Source organism: Psychromonas sp. L1A2, assembly GCF_009828855.1.
GTDB lineage: Bacteria > Pseudomonadota > Gammaproteobacteria > Enterobacterales > Psychromonadaceae > Psychromonas.
This window is the reverse complement of record NZ_WUAG01000001.1, coordinates 848199-874549: the sequence shown is the minus strand read 5'-3', so window position 1 is coordinate 874549 and position 26351 is coordinate 848199. Positions and strand designations below refer to the sequence as shown.

Genomic DNA, 26351 nt, shown 5'->3' with positions numbered 1-26351 from the left:
AACAATAAAATCTTTTAAAAGACTTATTACTTGTCATGTTAACAAAAAAATTACAGAGACACTCCTGTTAAAGATCATTGAATTATAAACTTTCCCAGTTGCATCTTCATTTATCATGGGTATATTGCAGTTTCACTCAATTTAAAAATAATTAATGGGATGCTTATGAGCAAATCAACTGAACTGTTTAACCGTGCACAATCAATTATTCCTGGTGGAGTAAATTCTCCAGTTCGCGCATTCAACGGCGTAGGTGGCGGCCCTTTATTTATACAAAAAGCACGAGATGCTTATATCTATGATGTAGATGATAAACAATACATTGATTACGTTGGTTCATGGGGACCAATGATTCTAGGTCATAACCACCCTGCGATTAAAAAAGCAGTTATTGATGCTGCAGAAAATGGACTTAGTTTTGGTGCGCCAACTGAAATCGAAATCATTATGGCAGAAAAAGTACAACAACTAGTCCCATCAATGCAGCAAGTGCGTATGGTCAGTTCAGGCACAGAAGCAACCATGAGTGCGATTCGTTTAGCACGTGGCTTTACTAACCGAGATAAAATCCTTAAATTTGAAGGTTGTTACCATGGTCATGCAGACTCTCTATTGGTAAAAGCAGGTTCTGGTGCATTAACACTTGGTCAACCTAGCTCTCCAGGTATTCCTGCAGATTTTGCTAAACATACATTAACAGCTGACTTTAATGATTTAACCTCAGTTAAAGCCTTGTTTGAAGCCTACCCAGATGACATTTCTTGTATCATTGTTGAACCAGTAGCCGGCAATATGAACTGCATTCCTCCTGCTGACGGTTTTTTACAAGGTCTACGTGACATCTGTGATCAATATAAAGCACTGTTAATCTTTGATGAAGTAATGACAGGTTTCCGTGTTGCGTTAGGTGGTGCTCAAGCGCATTACAACATTAAACCAGATTTAACAACATTAGGTAAAGTCATTGGCGGTGGAATGCCTGTAGGTGCTTTTGGTGGTAGCCATAAAGTAATGCAACACATTGCACCGACAGGACCTGTTTATCAAGCCGGTACATTATCAGGTAACCCTATCGCAATGCATGCAGGTTTAGCTGCATTAACTGCATTAGACACACCTGAATATGCACAGCTAGCGATAAAAACGAAGCAATTAGCAGAAGGCCTAAAAAAAGTTGCTGAAGAAACAGGTGTCCCACTAGCAGTTAATTATGCTGGCGGTATGTTTGGTTTCTTCTTTACTGATCAGCCACAAGTCACCAACTTTAAACAAGTGTGCGCGTGTGATGTAGAAAAATTCAAAAAATTCTTCCACTTAATGCTAAAAGAAGGCATTTACCTTGCTCCATCTGCTTATGAAGCTGGATTTTTATCACTTGCCCATACAGAACAAGATATTAGCAATACATTAATTGCAGCTAAAAAAGCATTTTCACAGTTGTAATACGAATAGTATAAATAATAACGTCAAATTATAAATAAATAAGATCTAGTTTAAGTAATCAGTATCAGACTCATTGCTTAACTTAGATCTTTTATTTTTACACCCTATAATATCTCTCATTATCACTTCCTTATCTATTGTCCCCTGTTCCCATTATTTTCGTATTCTTTTGTTCAAATTTATTACATTTAATACACACTATTTCATTTCTATTTCAGTCTTCGAATACAAGTGCGGTATACTCTACTCCAATATATCTATTATTTATTACAAGGCTGTAAAATATGAGTGAAGTCATAGACATGAGTTTAGAAGGCATAGAGCAATTATCGCTCGCTAAGTTTACCGAAGATGCCTATCTCAACTATTCCATGTACGTGATCATGGATCGAGCTTTGCCACATATTAGTGATGGTTTGAAGCCCGTTCAACGACGCATTGTTTTCGCAATGTCTGAACTCGGTTTATCAGCGTTAGCAAAATATAAGAAATCAGCTCGTACTGTTGGTGACGTATTAGGTAAGTATCATCCTCATGGTGATAGTGCTTGTTATGAAGCCATGGTATTAATGGCTCAACCCTTCTCATACCGTTACCCACTAATTGATGGTCAAGGTAACTGGGGTGCACCGGATGATCCAAAATCATTTGCTGCGATGCGTTATACCGAATCGCGTTTATCTGCTTTCTCTGAATTATTATTATCAGAAATTGGTCAAGGTACTTGTGATTGGAAACCTAACTTTGACGGCACGTTAAAAGAGCCCGTTTTATTACCTGCGCGTTTACCCCATATCCTATTAAATGGTATTACCGGTATCGCCGTTGGTATGGCAACCGATATCCCGCCACATAATGCCCGTGAAGTCGCTAATGCATGTTTACACTTAATTGATAATCCTAAAGCTTCGTTAGAAGATCTAATGGAGTTTGTACAAGGTCCAGATTACCCGACTGAAGCGGAAATCATTACCCCACGTAAAGAGATCGTCAACATCTATCAAACAGGCCGCGGTAGTTTTAAAAGTCGTGCGGTGTTTGTTGTTGAAAATGGTGAGATTGTCGTTACTGCATTACCACATCGCGTATCGGGTGGTAAAATATTAAAAGAAATAGCTAAACAAATGCAGGATAAAAAACTGCCAATGGTGGCCGATTTACGTGATGAATCAGATCATGAGAATCCAACACGTTTAGTCATTATTCCACGCTCAAACCGTATTGATGTCGAAGCATTAATGAATCACTTGTTTGCTTCTACTGACTTAGAGGTTAGCCACAAAGTAAACCTGAATATGTTGGGCCTAAACCAACGTCCAAGTGTTAAAGGTTTAGTGACTATCTTAACGGAGTGGTTGGTTTATCGCCGTGCTACCGTTCGTCGTCGTTTACAACATCGTTTAGATAAAATCCTAGCACGAGTACATATTTTAGAAGGCTTATTAATTGCCTACTTAAATATCGATGAAGTGATTGAAATCATTCGTACTTACGATGATGCAAAAGCAGAGTTAATATCTCGTTATTCATTATCAGATACGCAAGCTCACGCCATCTTAGAGATTAAACTTCGCCAACTAGCGAAACTTGAAGAAATTCAAATTCGCAGTGAAATGGCAGAGTTATCTGAAGAGCAACAGAAACTAGAGTTACTATTAGGTTCAGACAGACGCTTAAATACGTTAGTTAAAAAAGAGATAAAAGCCGACGCTGAAAAATACGGTGACGATCGCCGTTCTCCAATGGTAGAAAGGTTAGAAGCAAAAGCATTAACTGAAAAAGAATTGATGCCAAGTGAAGCGGTCACCATTGTATTATCAACTCAAGGTTGGGTTCGTAGTGCTAAAGGTCATGATGTTGACCCACAAGCACTTAACTTTAAAGCCGGTGATGAATACCTAACCAGTTGCCAAGGTAAAAGTAACCAAAGCTGTATCTTTATTGATACGTCTGGTCGAGCTTATTCATTAGATGCACACTCTTTACCTTCAGCAAGAACTCAAGGTGAACCATTAACAGGCCGCTTTAACCAAAATGAAAATGTACCTTTTGCTTGTGTCTTAATGGGCGATGATTCAGATCGTTATATCATTAGTAGTGACCATGGTTACGGTTTTGTGGCTAACCTAAGTGATATTAATAGCCGCAATAAAAATGGTAAAGCCCTGATCAACCTAACAACCAATGCATTATTAGTTGCACCACAAAAACTATCAAAAAATGCAGAAGACCTCTGTTTAACCATCAGTAATGAAGGTCGTATGTTAATTTTCCCTGTTGCAAGCTTACCAAGCTTAAGTAAAGGCAAAGGTAATAAGATGATCAACATAATGACAGCCAAAGCGACTAAGCGTGAAGAGTTTGTTACTATGCTGAAAATCATATCACCAGAGAGTGCTGTGACCTTACATGCAGGCAAACGTAAGCTAACACTCAAACCAAATGATTTAGCGCATTACCAAAGTGAGCGTGGCCGTCGTGGTAATAAACTGCCTCGTGGATTACAACGTGTTGACAATATTGAAGTCATCACATCAGAAAATGAACAAGAAGAGATCCTATAAACTATGTTATTTATTATCAGAGCAATTTTAATTATTGTTGCCGTTATTTTAATGAGTGTGTATTCACTGTTTTACTGTATTTTAAGCCCACGTAATCCTAAAAACACCTACCATTTTGCGATGTTATTTAGCAAAATGTCACGATTAGTTGGACTGAAAGTCACTATCCGAGTACCTGAAAGTGCTAAAAATAATGGCTCAGTAGTTTACATTGCTAACCATCAAAATAACTATGACATGGTGACAACAACAGGTGCAGTTCAACCAGGCTCAGTGACTATCGGCAAAAAAAGTTTAGTGATGATCCCTTTCTTTGGCATTATTTACTGGTTAACAGGTAATATCTTGATTGACCGTGACAATAAAGATAAATCAAAAAATACGATCACTGATGTGGTTGATCAAATGCGCGACAAAAACTTAGGCGTTTGGATATTTCCAGAAGGTACTCGTAGCCGTGGTCGTGGTTTAATGCCATTTAAAATGGGTGCATTCCACACTGCATTACAAGCAGGCGTTAACGTTGTGCCGACCGTTGTGTCTAACACTCACCAACAAGTCAATTTAAACCGTTGGGACAATGGCGAAGTAATTGTTGAAATGTTGGAGCCTATTGATATTACACAATATAAAAAACGTGAAATTCGTCGCCTAATGAATGATTCATATGACATTATGTTAGCTAAATATAAACAGCTTAACAAAGAAGTGAATCGTCCAGATTCTAATACTAATTGTTGTGATTAATTAAACCATTTCCATTCATTGCATAAACCATGAATGGAAGTTGTAAACCTTGATATAGAAGAGATAAAAAATGTCAGAAGAACTTACACATGAAGAATTATTAGCGGAACTTGCAGAAGAAACAGCTGATATTGTTGAAGCTATTTTAGAAGATGGCAGTAATCCTGATGCGGTTTACATGATTGAGCATCACCTCTCTTGCGATAACTTTGACGTATTAGAAAAGGCAGCTATTGCTTGTTTCAAAAAAGGCTATGAAGTTACAGACCCTGAAGAGCTAGAGCTAGAAGATGGTTCAATCATTCTAAGCTTTGATGTTGTTGTTGAAATGAATTTGGATGAAGAAGCTATTTACGAAGACGTTGAAAGACTCGTCGCATTAGCACAATCGTTTGGTATTGAATATGACGGTTGGGGTACTTACCCAGAAGAATAAACATTAATCTTCGCTAACGGTCGCCTATAAAAAAACCAAGCTCATTGCTTGGTTTTTTTATATCTACTTTTTCTTAATAAACTTAGAAACTTTTTCTTAATAAACTTAGAAACTTTTTCTTAATAAACTTAGAAACTTTTTCTTAATAAACTTAGAGACTATTTCTTAATAAACTTAGAGATTAACGCGCTAATAAAAATTGTGAATAAAAAACACTCTAAATAAATTAACTATGCACCAGCAGATTCTGTCTGTTCAGCTTCCGATTCTAAATCATCGGCTTGAAACTTTTCGACCAATGCATTTTTTAATACCATTGCTTCAATTTCTAAACCACATAACTCTTCATCCCAGTTTACCCCAGCAAACACTTGTTGCTTCTGCATACCGTCTAACCATGAATCAAAAAACACATCTAACGCAATACTTTCTACTTTATAGTTAGCCCACTCTTCTGCTTTTAATTTTTCAGCTAATGTTGCGTCAGACCAAAACAAATAAACAGCAGTTGCATCTTTATTGTCATGAGCATGGCAATTTGCCCAGCCTAGAGTTTCATCAAATAAACCAAACAACTCACCTTCAGCGGCCGCTTGTTCAACAAATAATTCTGCGTTTTTTAAATATTGCTCTTTCATTTGTTTTCCTACTTATCTTGTTCAGTCGTATTGATACTACTTTCTGCTTTAGCGTCTGCACTACTTTCAGAAGCAGCACCATCTAATTTTTTTTCTAATTGTGCAAACTTTTCTTCCATTGCATTCAATTTTTCACGCGTGCGTAATAACACATGTGTTTGTACATCAAACTCTTCACGGCTTACCATATCTAGCTTACCTAGTTGCGCCTGTAAAACTTGTTTGATCTTACGGTCAATTTCATTACCAAAGCTTTTTACACCTTCAGGCATTGCATCACTGACTTGCTTTGCGATTTCTTCTAACTTCTGCGGATTAAACATAAAAAGCTCCTTAATTAATAAGCGCATTGTAAACGCCACACTTGATAATTTCTACGGGAATATAATCAAACTTTGTTTTTCATTTCGATTTTTGATTTAATTTTACGTACATTTAGCGTAAATACTCTTAATATTAATACACTAAAAAAGTACATTAAGCCTTAACACCACTGGAAAATGACAATCAATAAAATTGAAAAAATCTGTTTTAATCTTCAACACACTTTAAAAAGGCTTCGATTAAAGGTTCAGTTAAACGCGTTTTATGACAACAAACGCCTAAATTAAATGAAGCTAACTGACCTACATCGGATAGATTTTGAACGCGATCTCGTACCGGGCTATTTTCAATAACCACATCCGGCGCTACGCCGACACCACACCCTAATGCGACCATACTAATAAGTGCTTCATGCCCTGCTACTTTTGCATAGATATGTGGCTTGCCAATTTTAAGAGAACGGAACCAAGTATCAAACCGACGCCTGATTGCACCATGTTCAGGCAAAATAAAAGGTATCGCTTTCCAATCTATAGGGGATTGATGGATTAGTTTTGTAGCCACACACGCTGTCGTCGGTGCAATAATTGATAAAGGAATTTCAGCTAATTGACTAAAGTGCATCCGAGTAGGAAAGTTATCAGGGTAAGCTGTGATAGCAAAATCAACTTGATGTTGCATCACTTGCTCAATGGCAACAGCGCTATCGCCTGTTGTTAATTTAATATCTACATTAGGGTGATTACGTCTAAAACGATCTAAGATCGGAGGGAGATGGCTATAGGCAGCAGTAACCGAGCAATATAAATTAATTTCACCTTCTAATTCATTAGTGCCTTGCGAAATGGAATGTTTTAACAACTCCCATTGTTCAATTTGTTGAAGTGCAAACTGTTTAAAAGCGACGCCAGCTTCCGTTAACAAAACGGAACGGTTATCTCTAATGAGCAAGCTTGCTCCAAGATCTTCCTCGAGACGTTGAATTAAACGGCTTAAAGTAGAAGGACTAACATGCATTGCTAATGCTGTTTTAGAAAAGTGTAAGCTTTGACTTAAATGTACAAAGGTTTGTAATGCCTTAATATCCATTTAACGAGTATTTCTTATCTTGAGTATTTTTACACCTAACATATCTACACCACACACTTTTACATTATACATTTTTACATTGCACGACAGGTAGCGTTTCATTTGCGCCCCATTCACTCCATGAACCATCGTAAACACTTAATGCATCATAACCTGCTAATTTAGCTGCTAATGCCAGAATACAAGCAGTCACTCCAGAACCACAGCTAAATACCAAGCGTTGCTTTTGTGGCATTAATGCTTCAAATATTTGTGCTAGTTGGTAAGCATTCTTCATAGTTTGGTTATTTAAGATTTCGCTAATAGGTAAATTAATAGCCGTCGGCATATGCCCTGAGCGCAACCCACTTCGCGCTTCTGGTACTTTACCTAAAAAGCGGTCTTTAGAGCGCGCATCAATAATGGCGACTTGTTCATCTTCAATTGCTTCATAAACATCGTCTTTAGTACTAATAAGATCGGCTTGGTATTTCGCTTTGAAATTACCTTGTTTACGTTGTGTTGTCTCGGGTGAATCAGTGTTGATCGTCAACCCCGCCTCTTTCCAAGCTGGTAAACCACCATCTAATACCGCTATATTATTAAACCCCATGGTTTTAAACATCCACCACACTCTTGGGCTAGAGAAAATACCTAAGCTATCATAAACAACAATCACACTATCATTATTGATACCCAGCATTTGCGCTGATAATTCGAAATGTTGTGGTGTTGGCATCATATGAGGTAAAGAAGCTTGTTGATCACAAACTTCGCGATCAAAATCAAAAAATCGAGAATTATCAATTCGCTCGTTTAACCACTCCTGATAGCCGTTACGTTGGGTCAACGGCATATGCCAACTTGCATCCAACAAAATCAAATCAGAATGGCTATGATGCTCAGCTAACCATTGGATAGAAACCAAATTGCCTGGCAACACCAGTGAATTCATAAAAACCCCTTTAATAACAAACGCTTGATTTAAAGTAATCAAGTTACTCACAAATAAATATAAAACAATAGTAATGTCAAAGAATAACTCAAGATACCCCCATGCTCACACTTGTATGATAAAAAAGGTATCTATTTTCAAAAACTGCAATATAAGCCCATAGTATATTTCATTTTATGCAACGTAACATTGCTAATATATCATTTTGCGCAATATTACTTATACGTTATAGTGACACCCGAAATTAAATGACACCAAATTTAAGTCATTTACCCTTATTATTTATTTTGGAGCGCAGCTAACATGGCTAACTACTTTAATACTCTTCCTCTACGTGAGAAGTTACATCAACTAGGTCAATGTCGTTTTATGGATCGCAGCGAATTTGCTGACGGTATTGAAGCATTAAAAGGCAAAAAAGTAGTTATCATCGGCTGTGGTGCTCAAGGTTTAAACCAAGGTTTAAACATGCGTGACTCTGGTCTTGACGTATCTTACACATTACGTGCTGCAGCAATCGCTGAAAAACGTCAATCTTGGAAAAATGCGACAGAGAATGGTTTCACAGTAGGTACTTACGAAGAACTAATTCCACAAGCTGATTTACTATGTAACCTAACGCCTGACAAACAGCATACAGCTGTAGTTGGTGCGGTTATGCCTCTTATGAAAGAAGGCGCAACACTAGCTTACTCTCACGGTTTCAATATCGTTGAAGAAGGTATGCAAGTACGTGAAGACATCACAGTAATCATGTGTGCACCTAAGTGTCCTGGTTCAGAAGTACGTGAAGAATACAAACGTGGTTTCGGTGTTCCAACACTAATCGCTGTTCACCCAGCAAATGATCCACAAGGCCACGGTCTTGCTTGGGCTAAAGCATACGCATCTGGTACTGGTGGTGATCGTGCTGGTGTTCTTATGTCTTCTTTTGTTGCTGAAGTTAAATCTGACCTAATGGGTGAGCAAACTATCCTTTGTGGTATGTTACAAACTGGCGCAATCTTAGGTTACGAAAAAATGGTTGCTGACGGTCTTGAGCCAGCATACGCTTCTAAACTGATTCAATACGGTTGGGAAACAGTCACTGAAGGCCTTAAATACGGCGGCATCACTAACATGATGGATCGTCTATCTAACCCAGCTAAAGTTAAAGCATTCGATATGTCTTTAGAACTTAAAGATATCTTACGTCCGCTATTCAACAAGCACATGGATGACATCATCGAAGGTGAATTCTCTGCAACTATGATGGCTGACTGGGCTAACGATGACGTTAATCTTCTTAAATGGCGTGCAGCTACAGCTGAAACTGGTTTTGAAAAACAACCAGCTGGCGACATGGAAATTGATGAGCAAGAATTCTACGACCACGGTATCTTCCTAGTAGCAATGATCAAAGCCGGTGTTGAGCTTGCATTTGAAGCAATGACTGCATCAGGTATCATCGCAGAATCTGCATACTACGAGTCTCTACATGAAACGCCACTTATCGCTAACACAATCGCTCGTAAGAAACTTTACGAAATGAACGTAGTTATCTCTGATACTGCTGAATACGGTTGTTACTTATTCGACCACGCTGCTAAACCACTATTAGCAGACTTCGTTAAAGCGATGAGCCCAGAGTTCCTAGGTAAGCCATTAACAGTTAAAACTAACTCTGTTGATAACGCTCGCTTAATTGAAATTAACGACGAAATTCGTAACCACCCAGTAGAAATCGTAGGTAAGAAACTACGTGGCTACATGAAAGACATGAAAACAATCGTTGAAGCATCTAACTAATTAGAAGCATCTAACTAACCTTTAGTTAAAACGATATTGTTATTAAGCCAAGCTAAATGCTTGGCTTTTTTGTATCTGCGATTTACGAATGAAGCGACGCTTATGACCACAAGACCTAAAAAATCCTTACATCTTTTGACTTTGGGGCGCTGGCTTTAGCCTGCAGAATTTGTGTGTTGAATTTAAAAAGATAACCCTATTAAGCCAAGTATTTAGCTTGGATTTTTTGCATCTGCGATTTACGAATGAAGCGACGCTTATGACCACAAGACCTAAAAAATCCTTACATCTTTTGACTTTGGGGCGCTGGCTTTAGCCTGCAGAATTTGTGTGTTGAATTTAAAAAGATAACCCTATTAAGCCAAGAATTTAGCTTGGATTTTTTGTATCAGCTATTGATGAATAAAACGCACCTATGCTTAAAACACAAAAGATATAAAAAAATCATTACATGATTTTGACTTTGGGGCGCTGGCTTTAGCCTGCAGAATTTGTGTGTTGAACTTGGAAAGATAAACGTTATTAAGCCAAGTATTTAGCTTGGATTTTTTGTATCTGTGATTTACGAATGAAACGACATTTATGCCAAAAAGACCTAAAAAATCATCACATCTTTTGACTTTGGGGCGCTGGCTTTAGCCTGCAGAATTTGTGTGTTGAACTTGGAAAGAGATCAGAAATAAATATAAGCTTAGTGCTCAAAAAGAAAACACACTGTAAGCTAACAATAGGACTCTCAGAGATCCTCTGCATAAACGACACAAAAAAACTGCAAGCTAAAAACAGGACTCGCAAAGCTCCTCCGCTCAGAACACTAGGCTTTGCATAATTCGCCATGCACCCCGAAGTCAAAACATACAAACGAAAAGCTCAAACGTACCATAACTACATAAGTTAGCTAATCTAGTATCAAACCAACGTCGGTAATAACGAACGAATACCGTCAATAAACATTTGCACAGACATAATAAGCAATAACATTCCCATTAACCTTTCTAATGCCGTTAAGCCTTTTTCTTTTAAGAGTTTATATAAATAAGGAGAGCAAAGCAGAACAACAGCAGACATGCTCCACGCAAGTAAAAGAGAAAGAAACAATGCGCCAGAATGCTCAGCATTAGTTTTTGCTAATACTAAGAGTGTTGCTAAAGCTGCAGGACCTGCAATCATAGGCACAGCAATAGGAACGATTAATGGCTCATCACCTTTTTTCATCACAAACAGATCTCCACCATCAGCACTAGGAAAAATCATTTTTAAAGAGATAACAAAAAAGATAATCCCACCGGCAATGGTGATAGCTTGAGTTTGTAAATGAAATAAACTTAAAAATTGCTCTCCAAAAAACAGGAAAACAATCAAAATTAATAAACCGATTAACATTTCTCGAATAATTATTTTCGAATGCTTCTGCTTATCTATATTTTTTAAAATGCTTAATAACAAAGGTACATTACCAAGAGGATCTAAAATAAAAAAGATTAAAAAAGCAGTTGAGAATATCGGAAATGTTGCATCCATGGAAACAAGCCTTAACAGTTAATGTATTGGGTTCAAAAGTGCTTTATATTGTAGGCAGTAAAATAAAGAGAGCAATGGGTTTCTACTTTATCCTTTCAATATAGGAGAGAAGCGCAAAGATAAGCTTACGTTTAGTATGATGAGGTACTAAAAAATAGATAAGTAAGTTGATTTAAAGAAACTCAAATAGAGCAATAAAAAGGAAGTGGACAGAGAAATAGAAGATAAAAAAGCAGTCAAATAGTAAGTGCCTTATAAATTCATATAAGCACTTACTATTTGACTGTAAAAACTAACAAATCGTAATAAATTATTGAGAGTAAACCCTAGACCAATTAACTTAAAGTTAACTAACCTTAATTTAACTAACCTTAGTTAAATAGAAGTTAAAAGAAGTCCCCTTACCAATTTGGCTCTCAACGCTAATATCTGATTGTAATAAGCGAAGTAGTTTTTGCGTAATCGCTAACCCTAGACCACCATGCTCTTTACTATCAAAAATTGCATTACTAGCGCGATAACGAGCATCAAAAATATACGCTAATTCATTTTCGTGAATGCCTGTACCATTATCGATAACAGAAATGTTCAATCGACTATTTTCTTTCTCATTAACTTGTATCGTAATATTTCCACCAACATCTGTATGTCGAATCGCATTATCAATCAGGTTACTCAATACACGTTCTAACTTTCCAATGTCGGTATAAACCATGAACTCGCATTGCTCAGGTAAGATATTTAAAACCAGTTTCTTTTCTTGCAACCTATGTTGAAATTTAGCCACAATATCATGCAGTAACTCGGCAAGCGGAAATGTTTCAAGATCCAATGTTACCTGTCCACCATCAAGATGCGCTAACTCAAATATTTGGTCGACTAGCTTTTTAAGTTGATTGGCATTTTTAAAAGCAATATCAATAAAACGTTCATGCTGCTCTTCACTTAAGGTATTACCTTTAAGTTGAATCGTCTCAAGGTAACCTTGTAAAGCTGCAAGTGGCGTACGTAAGTCATGAGATAGATCTGTTAACATTTCACGTCTGGTTTTATCTATTGCTTGTAGCTGCACTAATTGATAATTAATTTGTTCAGCCATTTCATTAAATGCCTGACCTAGCTCATGAATTTCATTGTTTTTAGCAGCTGGCCAATCACGTAGTTGTACTTTGTTTTTTTCAAACCCTGCTTTTTTAAAAGCACGAATATTTTGAGTTAATTGTTTCAAAGGCTGCGTAAAAATGCGTAATAACGCGATTAACACTAAGAAAAAAGCAACCACAACCCCCAATAAAAACACTAACGATTGTGAAAGATGTTGATCAGACTGAACCGCTTCAAAAATTGAATCGTAAGTTTCGCCGCCAATAATGACATAAAGGTAACCTTGAAGGTTTTCATCATTATAGATAGGTGAAGCTGAGAATATTTTCTGCTCATTATTATCACGTGGATCATCACCATAAATAGGTAATGCTTTTTTTAGATTAATAAAATCAACAAGCGGTGCAATATTTACTTTTTCACGTTTCACTTTACCTGGTTCAGCAGAATAACTAAGAATATTGCCATTGGGTGCAACAAAATAGAATTCAAAACTAGGGCCTAATATCATTAAACTATGAAAAAGATTTTTGAGTGCACTTTGGTCATAGACGCCCTCTTTTAATAAAGGGTTATCTCTGCCCAAATGTTCGGCTAAATTAAGATGTAAACGTTGTTCAGCTTCGTGTCGAGATTCAACCTCTAACTTTGCAGACCACCATGAAAAGGTACAAGCGATAGCAATAAAAAGTAACACCAATGCGATTGTCATTCGCTGATATAAAGACACTCTCATTAAACAACACCTTCAGGGCTAAATTTATAACCCACACCAAACACGGTTTGAATAATATTCGGGAAGACTTTATGCGTCGAGTCAGGTTGTCCTGCCACTAATTTGTTACGTAGACGGTTGATATGAGAGTTCACAGTATGTTCATAACCACTGTGTTGATAGCCCCATACTTTATCTAATAATTGTGTACGTGAAAAAACTTGGCTAGGGTGTTGAGCCATAAAACACAATAGGTCGAATTCTGTTGAGGTAAGATCTAAACTTTGGTCACGTAACACAACTTCATGCGTGCGTTTATTTATCATCAATTGACCATGACAAACAATGCCTGTATCTGTTTCTGTTGTTTCTTGTTTATTATTTTTTAATAAATGAACACGACGAAGCAATGCATGTATACGCGCTTGTAATTCTCTCACGCTAAATGGCTTAGCCATGTAATCATCAGCACCTAATTCAAGGCCAACAACACGATCAATCTCTGATGTTCTAGCTGTTAGCATTAAAATAGCTTGTTCTGGTTTAACTTCTCTTACTTTTCGGCAAACTTCCAAACCGCTACATCCTGGTAAATTAATATCCAGCATTAATAGAGAAAAGTCATTTTCTAAACCTTGTTTAATCGCATCTTCACCATTATCACAATGGGTGACTTCAAGCCCAAGATCTTGCATGTTCACTTTTATTAACTCTGCAATATCCTGATCATCTTCAACAATTAAAATACTATCTGTCATCTTTCAGCTTCCTAAAAGGTGGCCTGTTAATAATTGTGAATTAAGGGGGTATCACAAAAAATAACAAGCCATAATGGTTTATCTGGTACGAGTAATAGTAACAGACATAACTGGGTTATCGAATTTTTGTTGATAAGTTAACACTGACGTAGTTAAGCCGTCGTCAGCACTGACAATACCAGGGTGCATAGTCACTATATCGATGTCATCACGAATTGGATTACTTGCTTCACCACCAGCTGCTGGACCAGGTACAGTCTCAGCACTTTCAGTATTAGCTTCAGTACCTGCATCATAAGCAACAGTACTAAATGTTAATGAATCATTAACCGCTAACTCACTTAAATCAACTTTGTTAAGGCCTGTAAATGCATCGTTAGAATTACCTAACATACTGGTAAATGACAAATAATTAACTTGAGCAGTATGACTAACGGTTACCGTAGCAGTTTCGCCATAAACAATACCACCAGTAGCACTTGCAGAACTTAAAAGAAAACTAGTTTCATCAAGTATACGGCTAGCATCACCAGATTCAGCTAATAGCTCTAGTGCTTCTGAAGCAGGTTCTCCTACTTCAAACAATTTACCCGTATCGTGTAATATTAGTAATGGAGCTGAAATAGGCTGTCCATTGGTTAAGTTTTTTAGTAAAACTTCATATTCAACAGGTGTGTCAATTATAGTCACTGAATCGGAGTCATTGTCTCCACATGCAACTAATGTTAGCGCTGCAGCCGTAGCAATAGCGACTTTAGAAAATTTAATCATAAAGCCTCCTTATTCAACAACGATAGTCAATTTTGCAACAGGGTTTAACCAACGATGAGCACTATTATCTAAATCACTGATGCCGCCTTCTTCGTCATCATCACCTAATACACCGGGGTGAATGTGAACATTCGGGTTACTAATTTCTTCTGTAACACCAGAAGCGCCAGTTGCTGTAATACCAATTGGATTTGGTATATTAGCAATGATTTCATCATTCGCTTCTGTACCTGCATCATATGCATTGAGGTAAACAGTATAAGTACCCGCTTCAGTTGGTATTTCCCAACTATCTAAACCAATGAAACCATCATTAGTCGGTAACATCATTGCTGCAACAGATAGATAATCATTACCGCTGTTATTACTTAGAGAAAAATTTGCAGACGTTGCAGGTGCTAACAAGCCACCAGCTGGGTTTTCATTAACATCAGCATTAGCAACAGATAACAATCCACTTACGCCAGAAATATCACCGCCTTCAGCTAAAGCTTCTAGTTCTGCACTTGCAGCTTCTGTTGTTGTAAATATAGCAGTATCAGCATCATGAGCAGCCGTAATAACCGGTGTGAAGTATATACCATGTGTTAAATTCGTTACTGTTATTGTTAAGTCTTGCGCTTGGCTAGTTGCAGAAAATAAACCGAATAGGCCTACAGCAATAAGATGTTTTTTTAACATGAAGAAACTCCCTTTAATTCGAATAATAAATAGTTGTTAATAAATTTGTTGTAATTGTTTTACAAAAAACAGTATGAACGGGAGTTATCACGAACTTATCACGTAATATTCACTATTTGGTTGTGATGCCTTTTATTTTTCATTTTTTACCTTAAATAGAGACGTTATGAGCTTAAATAAACAAGATAATGATCAAATATGTGAAAAATCATGAATAAAACAAATAATAAAAAATTAAACAAGTAAAAAAGATTGTTTTTATATTTCCTAGATTCACATAATAACAGCAAGTATAATCGCGCCTTTCAAAATGAATAAGAGTAAAACCATGAACGAACAATACGAAAACCGCTTTGGTGGTATCAAACGCTTATATGGCACTACAGCATTACAAAAATTTAAAGATAGCCATATCTGCGTTGTAGGTATTGGAGGTGTTGGCTCTTGGGTTGTTGAATCATTAGCGCGTTCAGGCATTGGCCAAATCACCCTAATTGACATGGATGACTTGTGTGTGACCAACACAAACCGTCAAGTTCATGCGTTAGCAGATACCGTCGGACAACAAAAAATAGAAGTGATGGCGGCTCGTTGTAAGCAAATAAACCCTGACATCATTGTTAACTGTGTTGATGACTTCATCGATAAAGAAAACTGTTTTGAATATCTTACAAGTGACATGGATTACATCTTTGATGCCATTGATAGTATTCATGCAAAAGTAGCGTTAGTGGCGCATTGTAAGCGCAATAAATACCCGTTGTTAACATGTGGTGGCGCAGGTGGACAACTTGATCCAACACAAATACAAGTTACTGATTTAGCAAAAACCATTCAAGATCCGCTAGCCGCAAAAGTACGATCAGAACTCCGTCGTCACTTTAATTTCAGTAAAAATCCTAAACGAAGATTCCATGTTTATTGTGTTTTTTCAACTGAGCAATTAAGTTACCCAGATTTAAACGGCGAAGTGTGTAGGGAAAAAGCTGAATCAGACGGTAATATGAAGATGGATTGTGCCAGTGGCTTTGGTGCATCGACCATGGTAACCGCAAGCTTCGCTTTTATCGGTAGCGCATTTATCCTTAATAAAATAGCCGAAAAAGCCAAAGCAGCGAGTGGTAAAGAATAAAGCTTATAAATTGATGTTTGATGTTTGATGTTTGATGTTTGATGTTTGATGTTTGATGTTTGATGTTTGATGTTTGATGTTTGATGTTTGATGTTTGATGTTTGATGTTTGATGTTTGATGTTTGATGTTTGATGTTTGATCAGCGAATTAAAAACATAAAATCTATACGCCTCAAAGTTAATTTTCATTTAGGGGCGCTGGCTTTAGCCTGCAGGATTTGTGTGTTGAATTTGGAAGAATAGAATGGGTAAAATCAAGATTCGTATCAAAACACACAAACAAAAAACTGCAAGCTGAAAACAGGACTCGCAGAGCTCCTCCGCTCATAACACTAGGCTTTGCCTAATTCGCCATGAAACCTAAACCAAAACATAATAACTTTACGCTTCGAGATTAGTTTTTTAGGGGCGCTGGCTTTAGCCTGCAGGATTTGTGTGTTGAATTTGGAAAAATAGAATGGGTAAAATCAAGATTCGTATCAAAACACACAAACAAAAAACTGCAAGCTGAAAACAGGATTCGCAGAGCTCCTCCGCTCATAACACTAGGCTTTGCCTAATTCGCTATGCGCCCCGAGGTCAAAACATAAAAAAACCAAAAAAAATAGCGATGTTGATATCAACATCGCTATTTAAAATCGAGCGTTAACGTGAGGTTTATTTAGCTTTTAGACAGATCCAATAACTCCCTTAACGCTACCTGACACATACTAAACTCAGGTAAGCTTACGGCAGATAATGACTCTGTCATCTTGTGCCAACGATCCGCTAGGCTCTGATGCTGCACTTGCCAATCTAAATACGCTTTTTCTACGTCTTTATCATGCAAGGTCAATAACACAGCTCGAGTGATACGTTTTTGCTGCCACTCTAAATCATCACGCATAGCTTCACGTGCTAATGACTGCCAATGGCTATCGACTGGCAATAGATTTAACTGCGTTGCAATATCAGCTAACTTTAATTTCTCTTCAGAGTAGAAATACACATGTGCTGCTAATTGAGGATCGACCTTCAATTTACTGGCTACATCAATGATATTTAATAAAGCATAAGACTGCTCTGTATTACTGAGTTTCTCAGCAAGTGCGATCGGTACGCCCTCTTCTTTTGCATTATCTAACTCTAATTGACGTTCCTGTAAACTACGTTCACTCAGCAACTTAGGTAGATTCGCTTTCACTGCATGTAACGAGGTTTTGTATTTCTTAATTAACGTCGCGCAATCTAACTGCTCTCTATGACTTCTAATAAACCAACGAGTCGCATGACGTACCATACGCATTAACTTATTAATTAGCTCAGTTTGAACTGCACTATTAATCTGATTATCTAATGATTCAATCTCAGCCAATAACTCAGGTAGATTAAAGATATCACGCGCAGCCACCCATGCTTTAGCTAAGTCTAAGAACGAACAACCTGTACTAGACATAATACGATAAGCAAATGTAGCGCCCATGACATTAAATAAGTCATTACTCACTTGCGTCGCAACAATTTCAGATAACAACGGATGCTCATGAATTTCAGTTTTGTAAGATTTAACTAACTCACCCGGGAATATTTTCTCCGCTTCTTTTGCTAAATAACCATCCTCAGCAATACGCGCTTTAGCCAACTCTTCTTTCATTTCATTTTTAGCATAAGAGATCATCACCGAAAGAACAGGTCGTGTCACACCTAACCCTGCATTTTTACGTTCCGTTATCTCTTCATCACTTGGAATGAATTCTAAGCTCCTATTTAACTTACCTTTCTCTTCTTGGCTATTGACTAAACCACGAAACTCTTCAATGCCTTTATGGCCTTGCAGATAAGATAAACTAATACTTTGCGCTTGACGGTAATTATTATGCAATACCAACTCAGAGACTTGTCCGGTCATATTTTGTAACCAAACATTACGCTGTTTAACGGTTAAATCACCTTTTGACACTAACTTGTCTAATAGGATTTTAATGTTAACTTCTAAATCTGAACAGTTCACACCCGCTGCATTATCAATCGCATCAGTAAAGCATTGACCGCCATGTACAGAGAACTCAATACGAGCACTTTGCGTCATGCCTAAGTTACCGCCTTCACCAATCACTTTACAACGTAATTCAGAACCATTAACGCGCAAGCTGTCATTGGCTTTATCACCCACATCAGCATGGCTCTCTTTTTCGCTTTTAACATAAGTACCGATACCGCCATTCCATAACAAATCAACAGAGGATTTCAGTAATAATGAAATAAGGTCAGTCGGTGTGACTTTCGCTTGTTTAATACCAAACGCTTTAGCCATTTGAGGCGTCACCACAATCGATTTTGCAGAACGCTCAAAAATACCGCCACCAGCTGAAATCAACTTAGCATCATAATCCTTCCAACTTGTTCTTGGTGTATCAAATAAACGCTGACGCTCTTCAAAACAAGCCTCTAAGTTTTCTGGATTCGGATCGATGAAAATATGCAGATGATTAAACGCAGCCAACAGTTTGATTTTCTTAGAACATAGCATGCCATTACCAAATACATCGCCCGCCATGTCGCCAATACCGATCACTGAAATTGGTTGTTCTTGGACATCAACGCCTAGCTCTCTAAAGTGACGCTGTACACTAATCCAGGCACCTTTAGCTGTGATCCCCATTTTCTTATGGTCGTAACCATTACTGCCGCCTGATGCAAATGCATCGTTTAGCCAGAAGTTACGATCTGTCGCTAATTCGTTAGCAATATCAGAGAACGTCGCCGTGCCTTTATCCGCAGCCACCACCAAATACGGGTCATCATTGTCGTAACGCACCACTTGCTGAGGTGGGATTAAATTACCCGCTTCAAGGTTATCGGTAATATCTAATAACGCGCTAATGAACATTTTGTAACAGGCAATACCTTCTTGCATAAAGGTATCGCGATCCATTGTTGGGTTAAGGTACTTAGCAACAAAGCCGCCTTTAGCACCAACAGGTACAATCACAGAGTTTTTAACTTGCTGTGCTTTCACCAGCCCTAGCACTTCAGTACGGTAATCTTCACCACGGTCAGACCAACGTAAGCCACCGCGAGCAACACTACCGCCACGTAAATGCACACCTTCAAAACGAGGAGAATAAACAAATACTTCGTAACTTAAGCGCGGTAATGGAATTTCGCCTATTTTTTTATGGTCGAACTTAAAGCTAATGTAATCTTTAAACTCACCCTCTTGTTGTTGGAAATAGTTACTACGAATCGTTGCCATAATCAGTTCAACGTATTTACGTAATACTCTATCTTCATTGAGGTTACTGACATCGTTAAGAGATTCTAAAATAGCGTTTTCTAGCTCTGCTTGTTTCTCTAAACTCACCTGTTTTTCGGGGTTAAAACGAGCATGGAATAAATTAACAATCTGTTTTACAAACCCACTGTGGTCTAACAAGGTTTTAGCAATAGAGAAATGACTGAAACCAAAACGAATTTGTTTTAAGTATTTGGCATAAGCACGCAACATGGCAATATCACGCCACGCAATGCCAGCCCCTAGAATCAATTTATTGAATGGGTCGTTATCTGCCTGTGCATACCAAATAGCAAGGAACGCATCAGAGAATAAATGACGGTAATTTTCAGGGTCAAAACCATCATCGTTAACGTATAACAACGTGAAATCATATAACCAAAATACACTCTCACCTGAAGGTGATACTTGGTAAGGGTATTCTTGAGCGACTTTTAACCCTAAGTTTTCTAAAATAGGAATTAAGTCTGATAATAATAAAGCCCCATCTTGATGGAATAACTTTAATTTCAATCCACTATTATTCGCTTCAATAGAACGGTAGAAACGCAAGGCCATTGAGCGATCTGGTGATAAAAACAATGATTCAATACGGTCAATATCCGTCACAGCAACACGAGAACTAAAGCTATCTTGGTAACTCGTCGGGAAAGCAGATTCATATTTACGCGCTAATTTAACAGCCGTTTCTTCACCATGATTTTCAATTAATGAATCTTGTAGATCTTCATTCCATGCTTTAGTAATTTGCTGCATACGCAATTGAATAGCATCAAGTTCTAACTCGCCTTGAAGCGGCTTATCAAGGTGAATCACCAAACGTAAACGTGCAAGGTTAGATTCACTCAAATAGGTTTGGAAGTCACTGTCTACAATGTCCATAGTGCGTGATAACAACTCAACAAACTTGAGTCTTACTTTAGTATTATAAAGATCGCGAGGTACATACAGTAAAGCAGTAACAAAACGTTTATTACCATCGGTTCTTAAAAAGAGTTTAAGCTGCTTTCTTTCCTGTGCATGTAAAACTTCTACCACATTATTAAGTAAGGTTTTTTCATCACAAAGTAATAAATCTTCAATGGCATAGGTCGATAAGATTTGCGTTAACTCTTTATAATAGTGCCCACCTAAACTCAGACCAGACTGCGCTAAAATATTATTTATTTTCTGTCTAACAACTGGAATACCTAATGGACTGCCACTATAAACAGAAGAAGTGTAAAGACCGATAAAGCGTGTACCGCCAATCAACTCACCTTGTTTATTGAACTGTTTAACATACACCACATCTGGATAAGCAATTCGATGCACCATCGCACGTTGCGACGCTTTACTGAAATGCAATAAAGACGATTCTTGTAACTCATGTAAACAATCGAATTGTGTTTTGTCATGCATAAATTCTTTATGCTTTAATAAACCTAATTGGCTTTTTTCAACAATACTAATCATGCCGTCTTTTACGGTAAATTGGTCACAGGCAAGAAAAGTAAAATGATCGTCTGCCATCCAATCTAAATAAGTTTGTTGTTCTGCAAAATCTGCTTTTGAAGTAATCGCAGTCACTTCTTTTTTACTGACTTTAATCGCATCTTTTACTTTGTCGGCCATGTGAGAATAATCATCAACAACCAAAGACACATTACCTAATGCTTTCTCTAAACTATTTTGAATTTTCAATCGTTCAGAAGAAGAACTAGTTTGATCGATTTCAATATAAAGCAATAGTTCAGTGTTCGAATCATTCGCATTAACAATATCTGAGTTAAGTGTTTTTAATTTACCAGAAGCATTACGTTCACTGTTTATTTCACTGTAGAAAATACGATGAAGTTTAGTATTATGCTTATTTAGGGTGATTTTGACTGTATCAATAATAAAAGGAATATTACGGCTTAATACACTAATAATTGAATGCGTTGATTGCCATTCATCTTGCTCAACATCAGGGTTAAATACTTTGACCTTAGCGACTTCCCCTTTCCATTGATGCACTTCACGCCATAAAGAAACCGTTAAACCTGCTAAATCGTCAGGACTAATGATCGCGAGATCAACAATACTGACATCGCGATAAATGGCATTAATAAAATTTTGTAATAAAGACTGTTCACGCACAGGAAAATGCGCTTTTAATTGAGAAAAGATTTGTTCGAGGATGTCTGATTTCTGGTTCGTTTTTATATTCATGTAATACCTACCTAGTGGTAAAAATTAACGGCTCAGCTTAAGGCTAAGTTAAAAAAATAAATAAACAATACAATAGATTAAGAAGCGCTTATTAGCACACAAAAATATTGAAAATAGAGTAATTAATCAATTGAATAAACAAATATGTTTTTCTGATAATTAAAGAGAAAGGCTAACTGTTTTTTTAATTGCTTTTAATCTGATTTTTAAACACCTCCAACAGAGATAAATTTGAATTAGGTTTTATTTGACAAAATATAATTCAAAGTCCACTATCGCAAACAAGTAAACAGATCTGTTCACCACCATTTACTTATCGTTAGTACTAACAATAGGCTGACTCAATAATCATTTTAAATAGCTATCAATTAAGCGATTAACTAAACAACCAATGTTGAGAAAATAACATGAAAATAATTTATAAGTTTCTTATTTTACTTACCGTATTCACAAGCCCTTTAACCTTTGCAGAACAAGCCGTTTGGCCTGAAACCACCTATTATCGTAACGTTAACGTCGACGGAAATAATATTTTTTATCGCGAAGCGGGTAATCCAGACAACCCTACTATTCTGTTTTTACACGGGTACCCTTCTTCTTCACACATGTATCGTCATCTGATTCCACTACTATCAGGATCGTTTCATATTGTCGTGCCAGACAACCTAGGTTCAGGTTACAGCGATAAACCCGATCCTAAGAAACACCCATACACATTTGACCTATTGGCAGATGTGATGGACGGGTTTGTTAAAGCACTTGGCATTAAAAATTACACCGTATACATGCAAGACTTTGGCGCACCCGTTGGCTTTCGCTTAATGATGCAACAACCAGATCGCGTGACAGCGTTGATCACACAAAATGGGAATGCTTATTTAGAAGGGTTAACACCACCACGCCAAGCATTTTTCAAAAAAGCACATGAAGATACATCTCCAGAAATGTTTAAAAAGCTTTATGACTTTACTGGCGTACAAGGTATTAAAGATAAGCAATATTTACGTGATGTTAAAGGTAAAGAAGAGATCATGAGCCCTGATAGCTGGACTCACGCACTGCACTTTTTAGAGACCGAACAACAACGCGTTATCCAAGTACAGTTGCTGCAAGATTATTACAATAACTTATTAGCTTACCCAAAATGGCAAGCATTTTTACGTGAGAAACAACTACCGACGTTATTGGTTTGGGGCAAAAATGATCCCGCCTTTATATCAGCAGGCGCAGAAGCTTACTTAAAAGATCTACCCAATGCAGAGCTTCATTTAATCGATGCAGGTCATTTTGCGATGGAAGAAAAACCAGTTGAAATTGCAAAATATATTATGCATTTCATGAAAGAACTTAATAAATAATTAGCATTACAAAGCTCGCGAAGACTTTCAATAAAGAAAGTCAGATCAACAATGTGAGTTTAAAAACACAATATCAGTAAGCTATTAACTATCAGTAATCTACTTGTACTAGCTTACTGATAATTAGCAACTTACTGATTTTTTATTGCAACAAAATCGCCTCATCATTCACAAAGCGTAACGCCAAACAATCACTGTCTTTACTAATAATCATCGACGAATCCACTCGCAAACAACTACCTGCATACTTACCTGCTGCAGTGAACGTACAAACTTGAACGTAATAACCATCAACCAACGGTAATGGAAATAGCGATTGGTAAATATTGTCTTGATGGGCAAACTGTCCGTCCGTTGCATCCAACACATCTTGCGCGTAGTCAACTAACTGAATATTCGCTCCACAACGGCCAACAATCGGCTTGCTAACATAACCGCTGGCTTGTAAATCTTCATTTAATTCAAAGTCAGCATGTAACAATAATGGGTGATTCGGAAATAATGACCACAACACCGGTAATATCGCTTTATTGCTTGGAATTAATGTCCATAACGGCTCAAAAATCATAATGTTTTTATGCAGTAACACATCAGCAAGTCGTGGCGTTTTACCTTTTTTAGATAAAGGCTCAAAGCTCTCGGGCGACGCATCATCTGATTCACATTCTAAGCGAATTTGGTCCAGAGCTGTTTCCCATGACCAAGTTTTCCAAACCCAATGCAATACCTCGCCTTGTGCATCAACCACATTGCCTGATTCATCCCAAATTAAAGAATCAATTCCTTCAATCAAACGACTATCAATACCTGCCGCTTTTAAGGTCTGTTGAATAAATAAAGCATGATACTTCTCTTCAGGATCATCATCATGAAGAATATGTATCAACCCTTTTACCTGACTTTTTTGCCATGCTTTCACCAGCTGATTAAACAGATCTTTACCTGCATCTTCACCTTCATGAACGCCATAATGATCTGCCCATTTTCCCTGAATTTTAGCCCCTTCCATATAACATGACGCAGAGTCACAGTTATATTCATAAACCTTCAAACCTTGCGTTGTCATCGCGAAATCAAAACGACTGGTGATCAACTGGTTTAAACGGTTATCCCAGGATTGGCGGATCTTAGCTAATAAAGCACGTGGTAAATTAAATTTGTCTAATAGATGTTCGTTATCAAGCACATAATCCGTGGCATGCATAAATAAACCATGCAGCTCATTGGTCGCTCGGCGTAAAGCATCTTCCGCTGTTTCAGACAAAACATAATAGCGATATTCATCAGCAAACGCGGCACTTAACTTATGCCCCTGCAATGCTTTGACATAAGCCGCTTCATCTTTGTTGGCGACATTTAACCAAGACTTCTTTTGCCCTGAGACAGGCTTGACATGATGGCTAGATAAAGAAAACAACTGCTTATCAGTTTCTTCACGTATTTCCGCATCAGTGTCATCGTCAGTTTGTATCATCCACCCTAAAATCAACGCATCATTAAATGAACAAGCCACCCAATATTCGCCATCTTCACTGATCGTCGCCGCTAATTCACGGCTATAGTTCTGCCCCTCAGGCCACTTAACATGGTCAAGGTTTTGCTCTGCAATACGGATTTTATCGGCGAACACTTCAGTGACAATGGCAACATGCCCTGTTTCTTCAAACTCGCCACCTTGCTCCCAAATTAACAAACAACCCGGTTGCGGGTGACGTTGACTGCCATTGCCAAAAGCTTGTAGTGGCAAACGTGTATTAGACGCAATATCGCGTACCGAACGTAAATTGAATATTTCATAAGCCATCGAAACATCATCAAAAATATAACCACAGTTTTGATACATCCAACGACGTGCAAATTCAACGCATTGCCACTTATAGCCCATATAAATGCCATCCACATAACTACGGAAAGCACTACGTTTAGGATACTCAACATCACTAGCACTATCATAGTCACTAGAATACGCAGCAACACCACCTGGTGCATAGCCAAGTAAGGTACCAAAAGAACAAGAGATTGATTTATTAGACAAGATTGTCATCCAATTAAAGGGAAAAGAACGATTTCAATATAGACAAGAATATAGCGATTAGCAATGACTGTATTTAATAAAAAGATAAATAAATAATGCTTATAAAAGAGGGACTAATAGCGATAATTTAAAGTTGGTATTTGAGGAAAAAAGGCATCAAAATAAAAGAATGACACTTGGCTTTTATTGGATTTAGTTTGGTAAAGACTAAGAGAATTTTTATAATCGCCAGTGTTTATTTCTGCTTAGGTGTAACAGTTTAATAACGAAAAGTATCAGGTTTATTATGTGAGATTGGGGCTAAAGCCGTGAGTCACTTTCGCCCCCAAAGCGACTTAGAAATGTATATCATTGATCATAATTTAAAAGTCCGCTGTGAGCCTAAAGCCGACGTTAGATATTGTGAAGCGATGACAATTATTGGGTGCATATTCTCCAGATTTTTCTGCTAGCTGTGAGGCAGTTTTAAGCTCATTCCTGCCATTGTTAATACTTTTAATGAGCGCTAACTACGGTTCTATAGTCATCATATAACCATCTCTTGTCTATCTTACTTGGGGGCGTGGGCGTTTTCGACTTAGCTTTGTAAGTCGCTTTACATCAAAAAGCGCCCTAGGAAAATGATCCATTTCTCTCTGAATTATTGACCAAAATCACTGGCCGCTACACTGACAGAAGCTTCCTTTATAAATATGTACCCATAATACATTTTATTATCAACGTTTGTTGCATATTGATACTTTTACAAATGCACATTTAGACTTCACCTGCGACTAAAACTATTTCCTAACTAAGTGAAATCACTGAACAAACTGCTTTATCAGTGCATTTGTGTTATATAAATAA

At 37.5% G+C, this 26351-nt stretch carries 18 protein-coding genes; 7 read left to right on the top strand and 11 right to left on the bottom strand.

Annotation, left to right across the window (positions count from 1 at the left end; translation table 11 throughout):
- Positions 1-165 precede the first annotated feature (165 nt).
- The 4 genes from hemL (at position 166) to rraB (ending at position 5190) form a co-directional block, all read left to right on the top strand.
- Positions 166-1443 carry a glutamate-1-semialdehyde 2,1-aminomutase gene (hemL, locus tag GQR59_RS03840; RefSeq protein WP_160060772.1) on the top strand — a complete coding sequence of 426 codons (1278 nt, stop codon included), beginning with the start codon at positions 166-168 and terminating at the stop codon, positions 1441-1443.
- Between the two features lie 284 nt (positions 1444-1727).
- The gene (gene parC, locus GQR59_RS03835) at positions 1728-4007 is read left to right on the top strand and encodes a DNA topoisomerase IV subunit A (protein WP_160060771.1); all 2280 of its coding nucleotides are present in this window, start codon (positions 1728-1730) and stop codon (positions 4005-4007) included.
- A gap of 3 nt (positions 4008-4010) precedes the next feature.
- Positions 4011-4754, top strand: a complete 744-nt coding sequence (locus GQR59_RS03830) for a 1-acylglycerol-3-phosphate O-acyltransferase (RefSeq protein ID WP_160060770.1) — start codon at positions 4011-4013, stop codon at positions 4752-4754.
- 70 nt (positions 4755-4824) lie between these two features.
- Positions 4825-5190, top strand: coding sequence for a ribonuclease E inhibitor RraB (gene rraB / locus GQR59_RS03825; protein ID WP_025563312.1), 366 nt, complete (start codon positions 4825-4827; stop codon positions 5188-5190).
- Positions 5191-5420: 230 nt separating this feature from the next.
- On the opposite strand, the gene GQR59_RS03820 is transcribed toward rraB, so the two are convergent.
- The 4 genes from GQR59_RS03820 to GQR59_RS03805 form a co-directional block, all read right to left on the bottom strand.
- Positions 5421-5828, bottom strand: a complete 408-nt coding sequence (locus tag GQR59_RS03820; protein WP_160060769.1) for a DUF2750 domain-containing protein — start codon at positions 5826-5828, stop codon at positions 5421-5423.
- Between the two features lie 8 nt (positions 5829-5836).
- Positions 5837-6151 carry a ubiquinone biosynthesis accessory factor UbiK gene (gene ubiK, locus GQR59_RS03815; RefSeq protein WP_025563314.1) on the bottom strand — a complete coding sequence of 105 codons (315 nt, stop codon included), beginning with the start codon at positions 6149-6151 and terminating at the stop codon, positions 5837-5839.
- A gap of 208 nt (positions 6152-6359) precedes the next feature.
- Complete coding sequence (ilvY, locus tag GQR59_RS03810; protein WP_160060768.1) at positions 6360-7241, bottom strand: HTH-type transcriptional activator IlvY; 882 nt, start codon at positions 7239-7241, stop codon at positions 6360-6362.
- Between the two features lie 64 nt (positions 7242-7305).
- Complete coding sequence (locus GQR59_RS03805) at positions 7306-8175, bottom strand: sulfurtransferase (RefSeq protein WP_160060767.1); 870 nt, start codon at positions 8173-8175, stop codon at positions 7306-7308.
- A 303-nt stretch (positions 8176-8478) separates the two neighbouring features.
- Between GQR59_RS03805 and ilvC the strand changes: the two genes are divergently transcribed.
- Positions 8479-9963 carry a ketol-acid reductoisomerase gene (ilvC, locus tag GQR59_RS03800; protein ID WP_137298003.1) on the top strand — a complete coding sequence of 495 codons (1485 nt, stop codon included), beginning with the start codon at positions 8479-8481 and terminating at the stop codon, positions 9961-9963.
- 909 nt (positions 9964-10872) lie between these two features.
- Here ilvC and GQR59_RS03795 read toward each other — a convergent pair.
- The 5 genes from GQR59_RS03795 to GQR59_RS03775 form a co-directional block, all read right to left on the bottom strand.
- The gene (locus GQR59_RS03795) at positions 10873-11484 is read right to left on the bottom strand and encodes a MarC family protein (protein WP_160060766.1); all 612 of its coding nucleotides are present in this window, start codon (positions 11482-11484) and stop codon (positions 10873-10875) included.
- A gap of 361 nt (positions 11485-11845) precedes the next feature.
- Positions 11846-13324, bottom strand: coding sequence for a sensor histidine kinase (locus GQR59_RS03790; RefSeq protein WP_160060765.1), 1479 nt, complete (start codon positions 13322-13324; stop codon positions 11846-11848).
- A complete protein-coding gene (locus tag GQR59_RS03785) occupies positions 13324-14061 on the bottom strand; it encodes a response regulator transcription factor (RefSeq protein ID WP_025565652.1) in 738 nt (245 codons plus the stop codon). The genes GQR59_RS03790 and GQR59_RS03785 overlap by 1 nt, the downstream gene beginning before the upstream one ends.
- 78 nt (positions 14062-14139) lie before the next feature.
- The gene (locus tag GQR59_RS03780) at positions 14140-14832 is read right to left on the bottom strand and encodes a spondin domain-containing protein (protein WP_160060764.1); all 693 of its coding nucleotides are present in this window, start codon (positions 14830-14832) and stop codon (positions 14140-14142) included.
- Positions 14833-14841: 9 nt separating this feature from the next.
- Positions 14842-15513 carry a spondin domain-containing protein gene (locus tag GQR59_RS03775; RefSeq protein WP_160060763.1) on the bottom strand — a complete coding sequence of 224 codons (672 nt, stop codon included), beginning with the start codon at positions 15511-15513 and terminating at the stop codon, positions 14842-14844.
- Positions 15514-15841: 328 nt separating this feature from the next.
- On the opposite strand from GQR59_RS03775, the gene tcdA reads away from it, so the two are divergent.
- The gene (gene tcdA, locus GQR59_RS03770; RefSeq protein WP_160062376.1) at positions 15842-16645 is read left to right on the top strand and encodes a tRNA cyclic N6-threonylcarbamoyladenosine(37) synthase TcdA; all 804 of its coding nucleotides are present in this window, start codon (positions 15842-15844) and stop codon (positions 16643-16645) included.
- Between the two features lie 661 nt (positions 16646-17306).
- Here tcdA and GQR59_RS03765 read toward each other — a convergent pair.
- Positions 17307-22112, bottom strand: a complete 4806-nt coding sequence (locus GQR59_RS03765) for an NAD-glutamate dehydrogenase (protein WP_160060762.1) — start codon at positions 22110-22112, stop codon at positions 17307-17309.
- A 407-nt stretch (positions 22113-22519) separates the two neighbouring features.
- Between GQR59_RS03765 and GQR59_RS03760 the strand changes: the two genes are divergently transcribed.
- A complete protein-coding gene (locus GQR59_RS03760; protein WP_160060761.1) occupies positions 22520-23470 on the top strand; it encodes an alpha/beta fold hydrolase in 951 nt (316 codons plus the stop codon).
- Positions 23471-23612: 142 nt separating this feature from the next.
- Here the strand turns inward: GQR59_RS03760 and gss are convergent, their stop codons facing one another.
- The gene (gss, locus tag GQR59_RS03755) at positions 23613-25505 is read right to left on the bottom strand and encodes a bifunctional glutathionylspermidine amidase/synthase (protein WP_442966174.1); all 1893 of its coding nucleotides are present in this window, start codon (positions 25503-25505) and stop codon (positions 23613-23615) included.
- Positions 25506-26351: the final 846 nt, after the last annotated feature.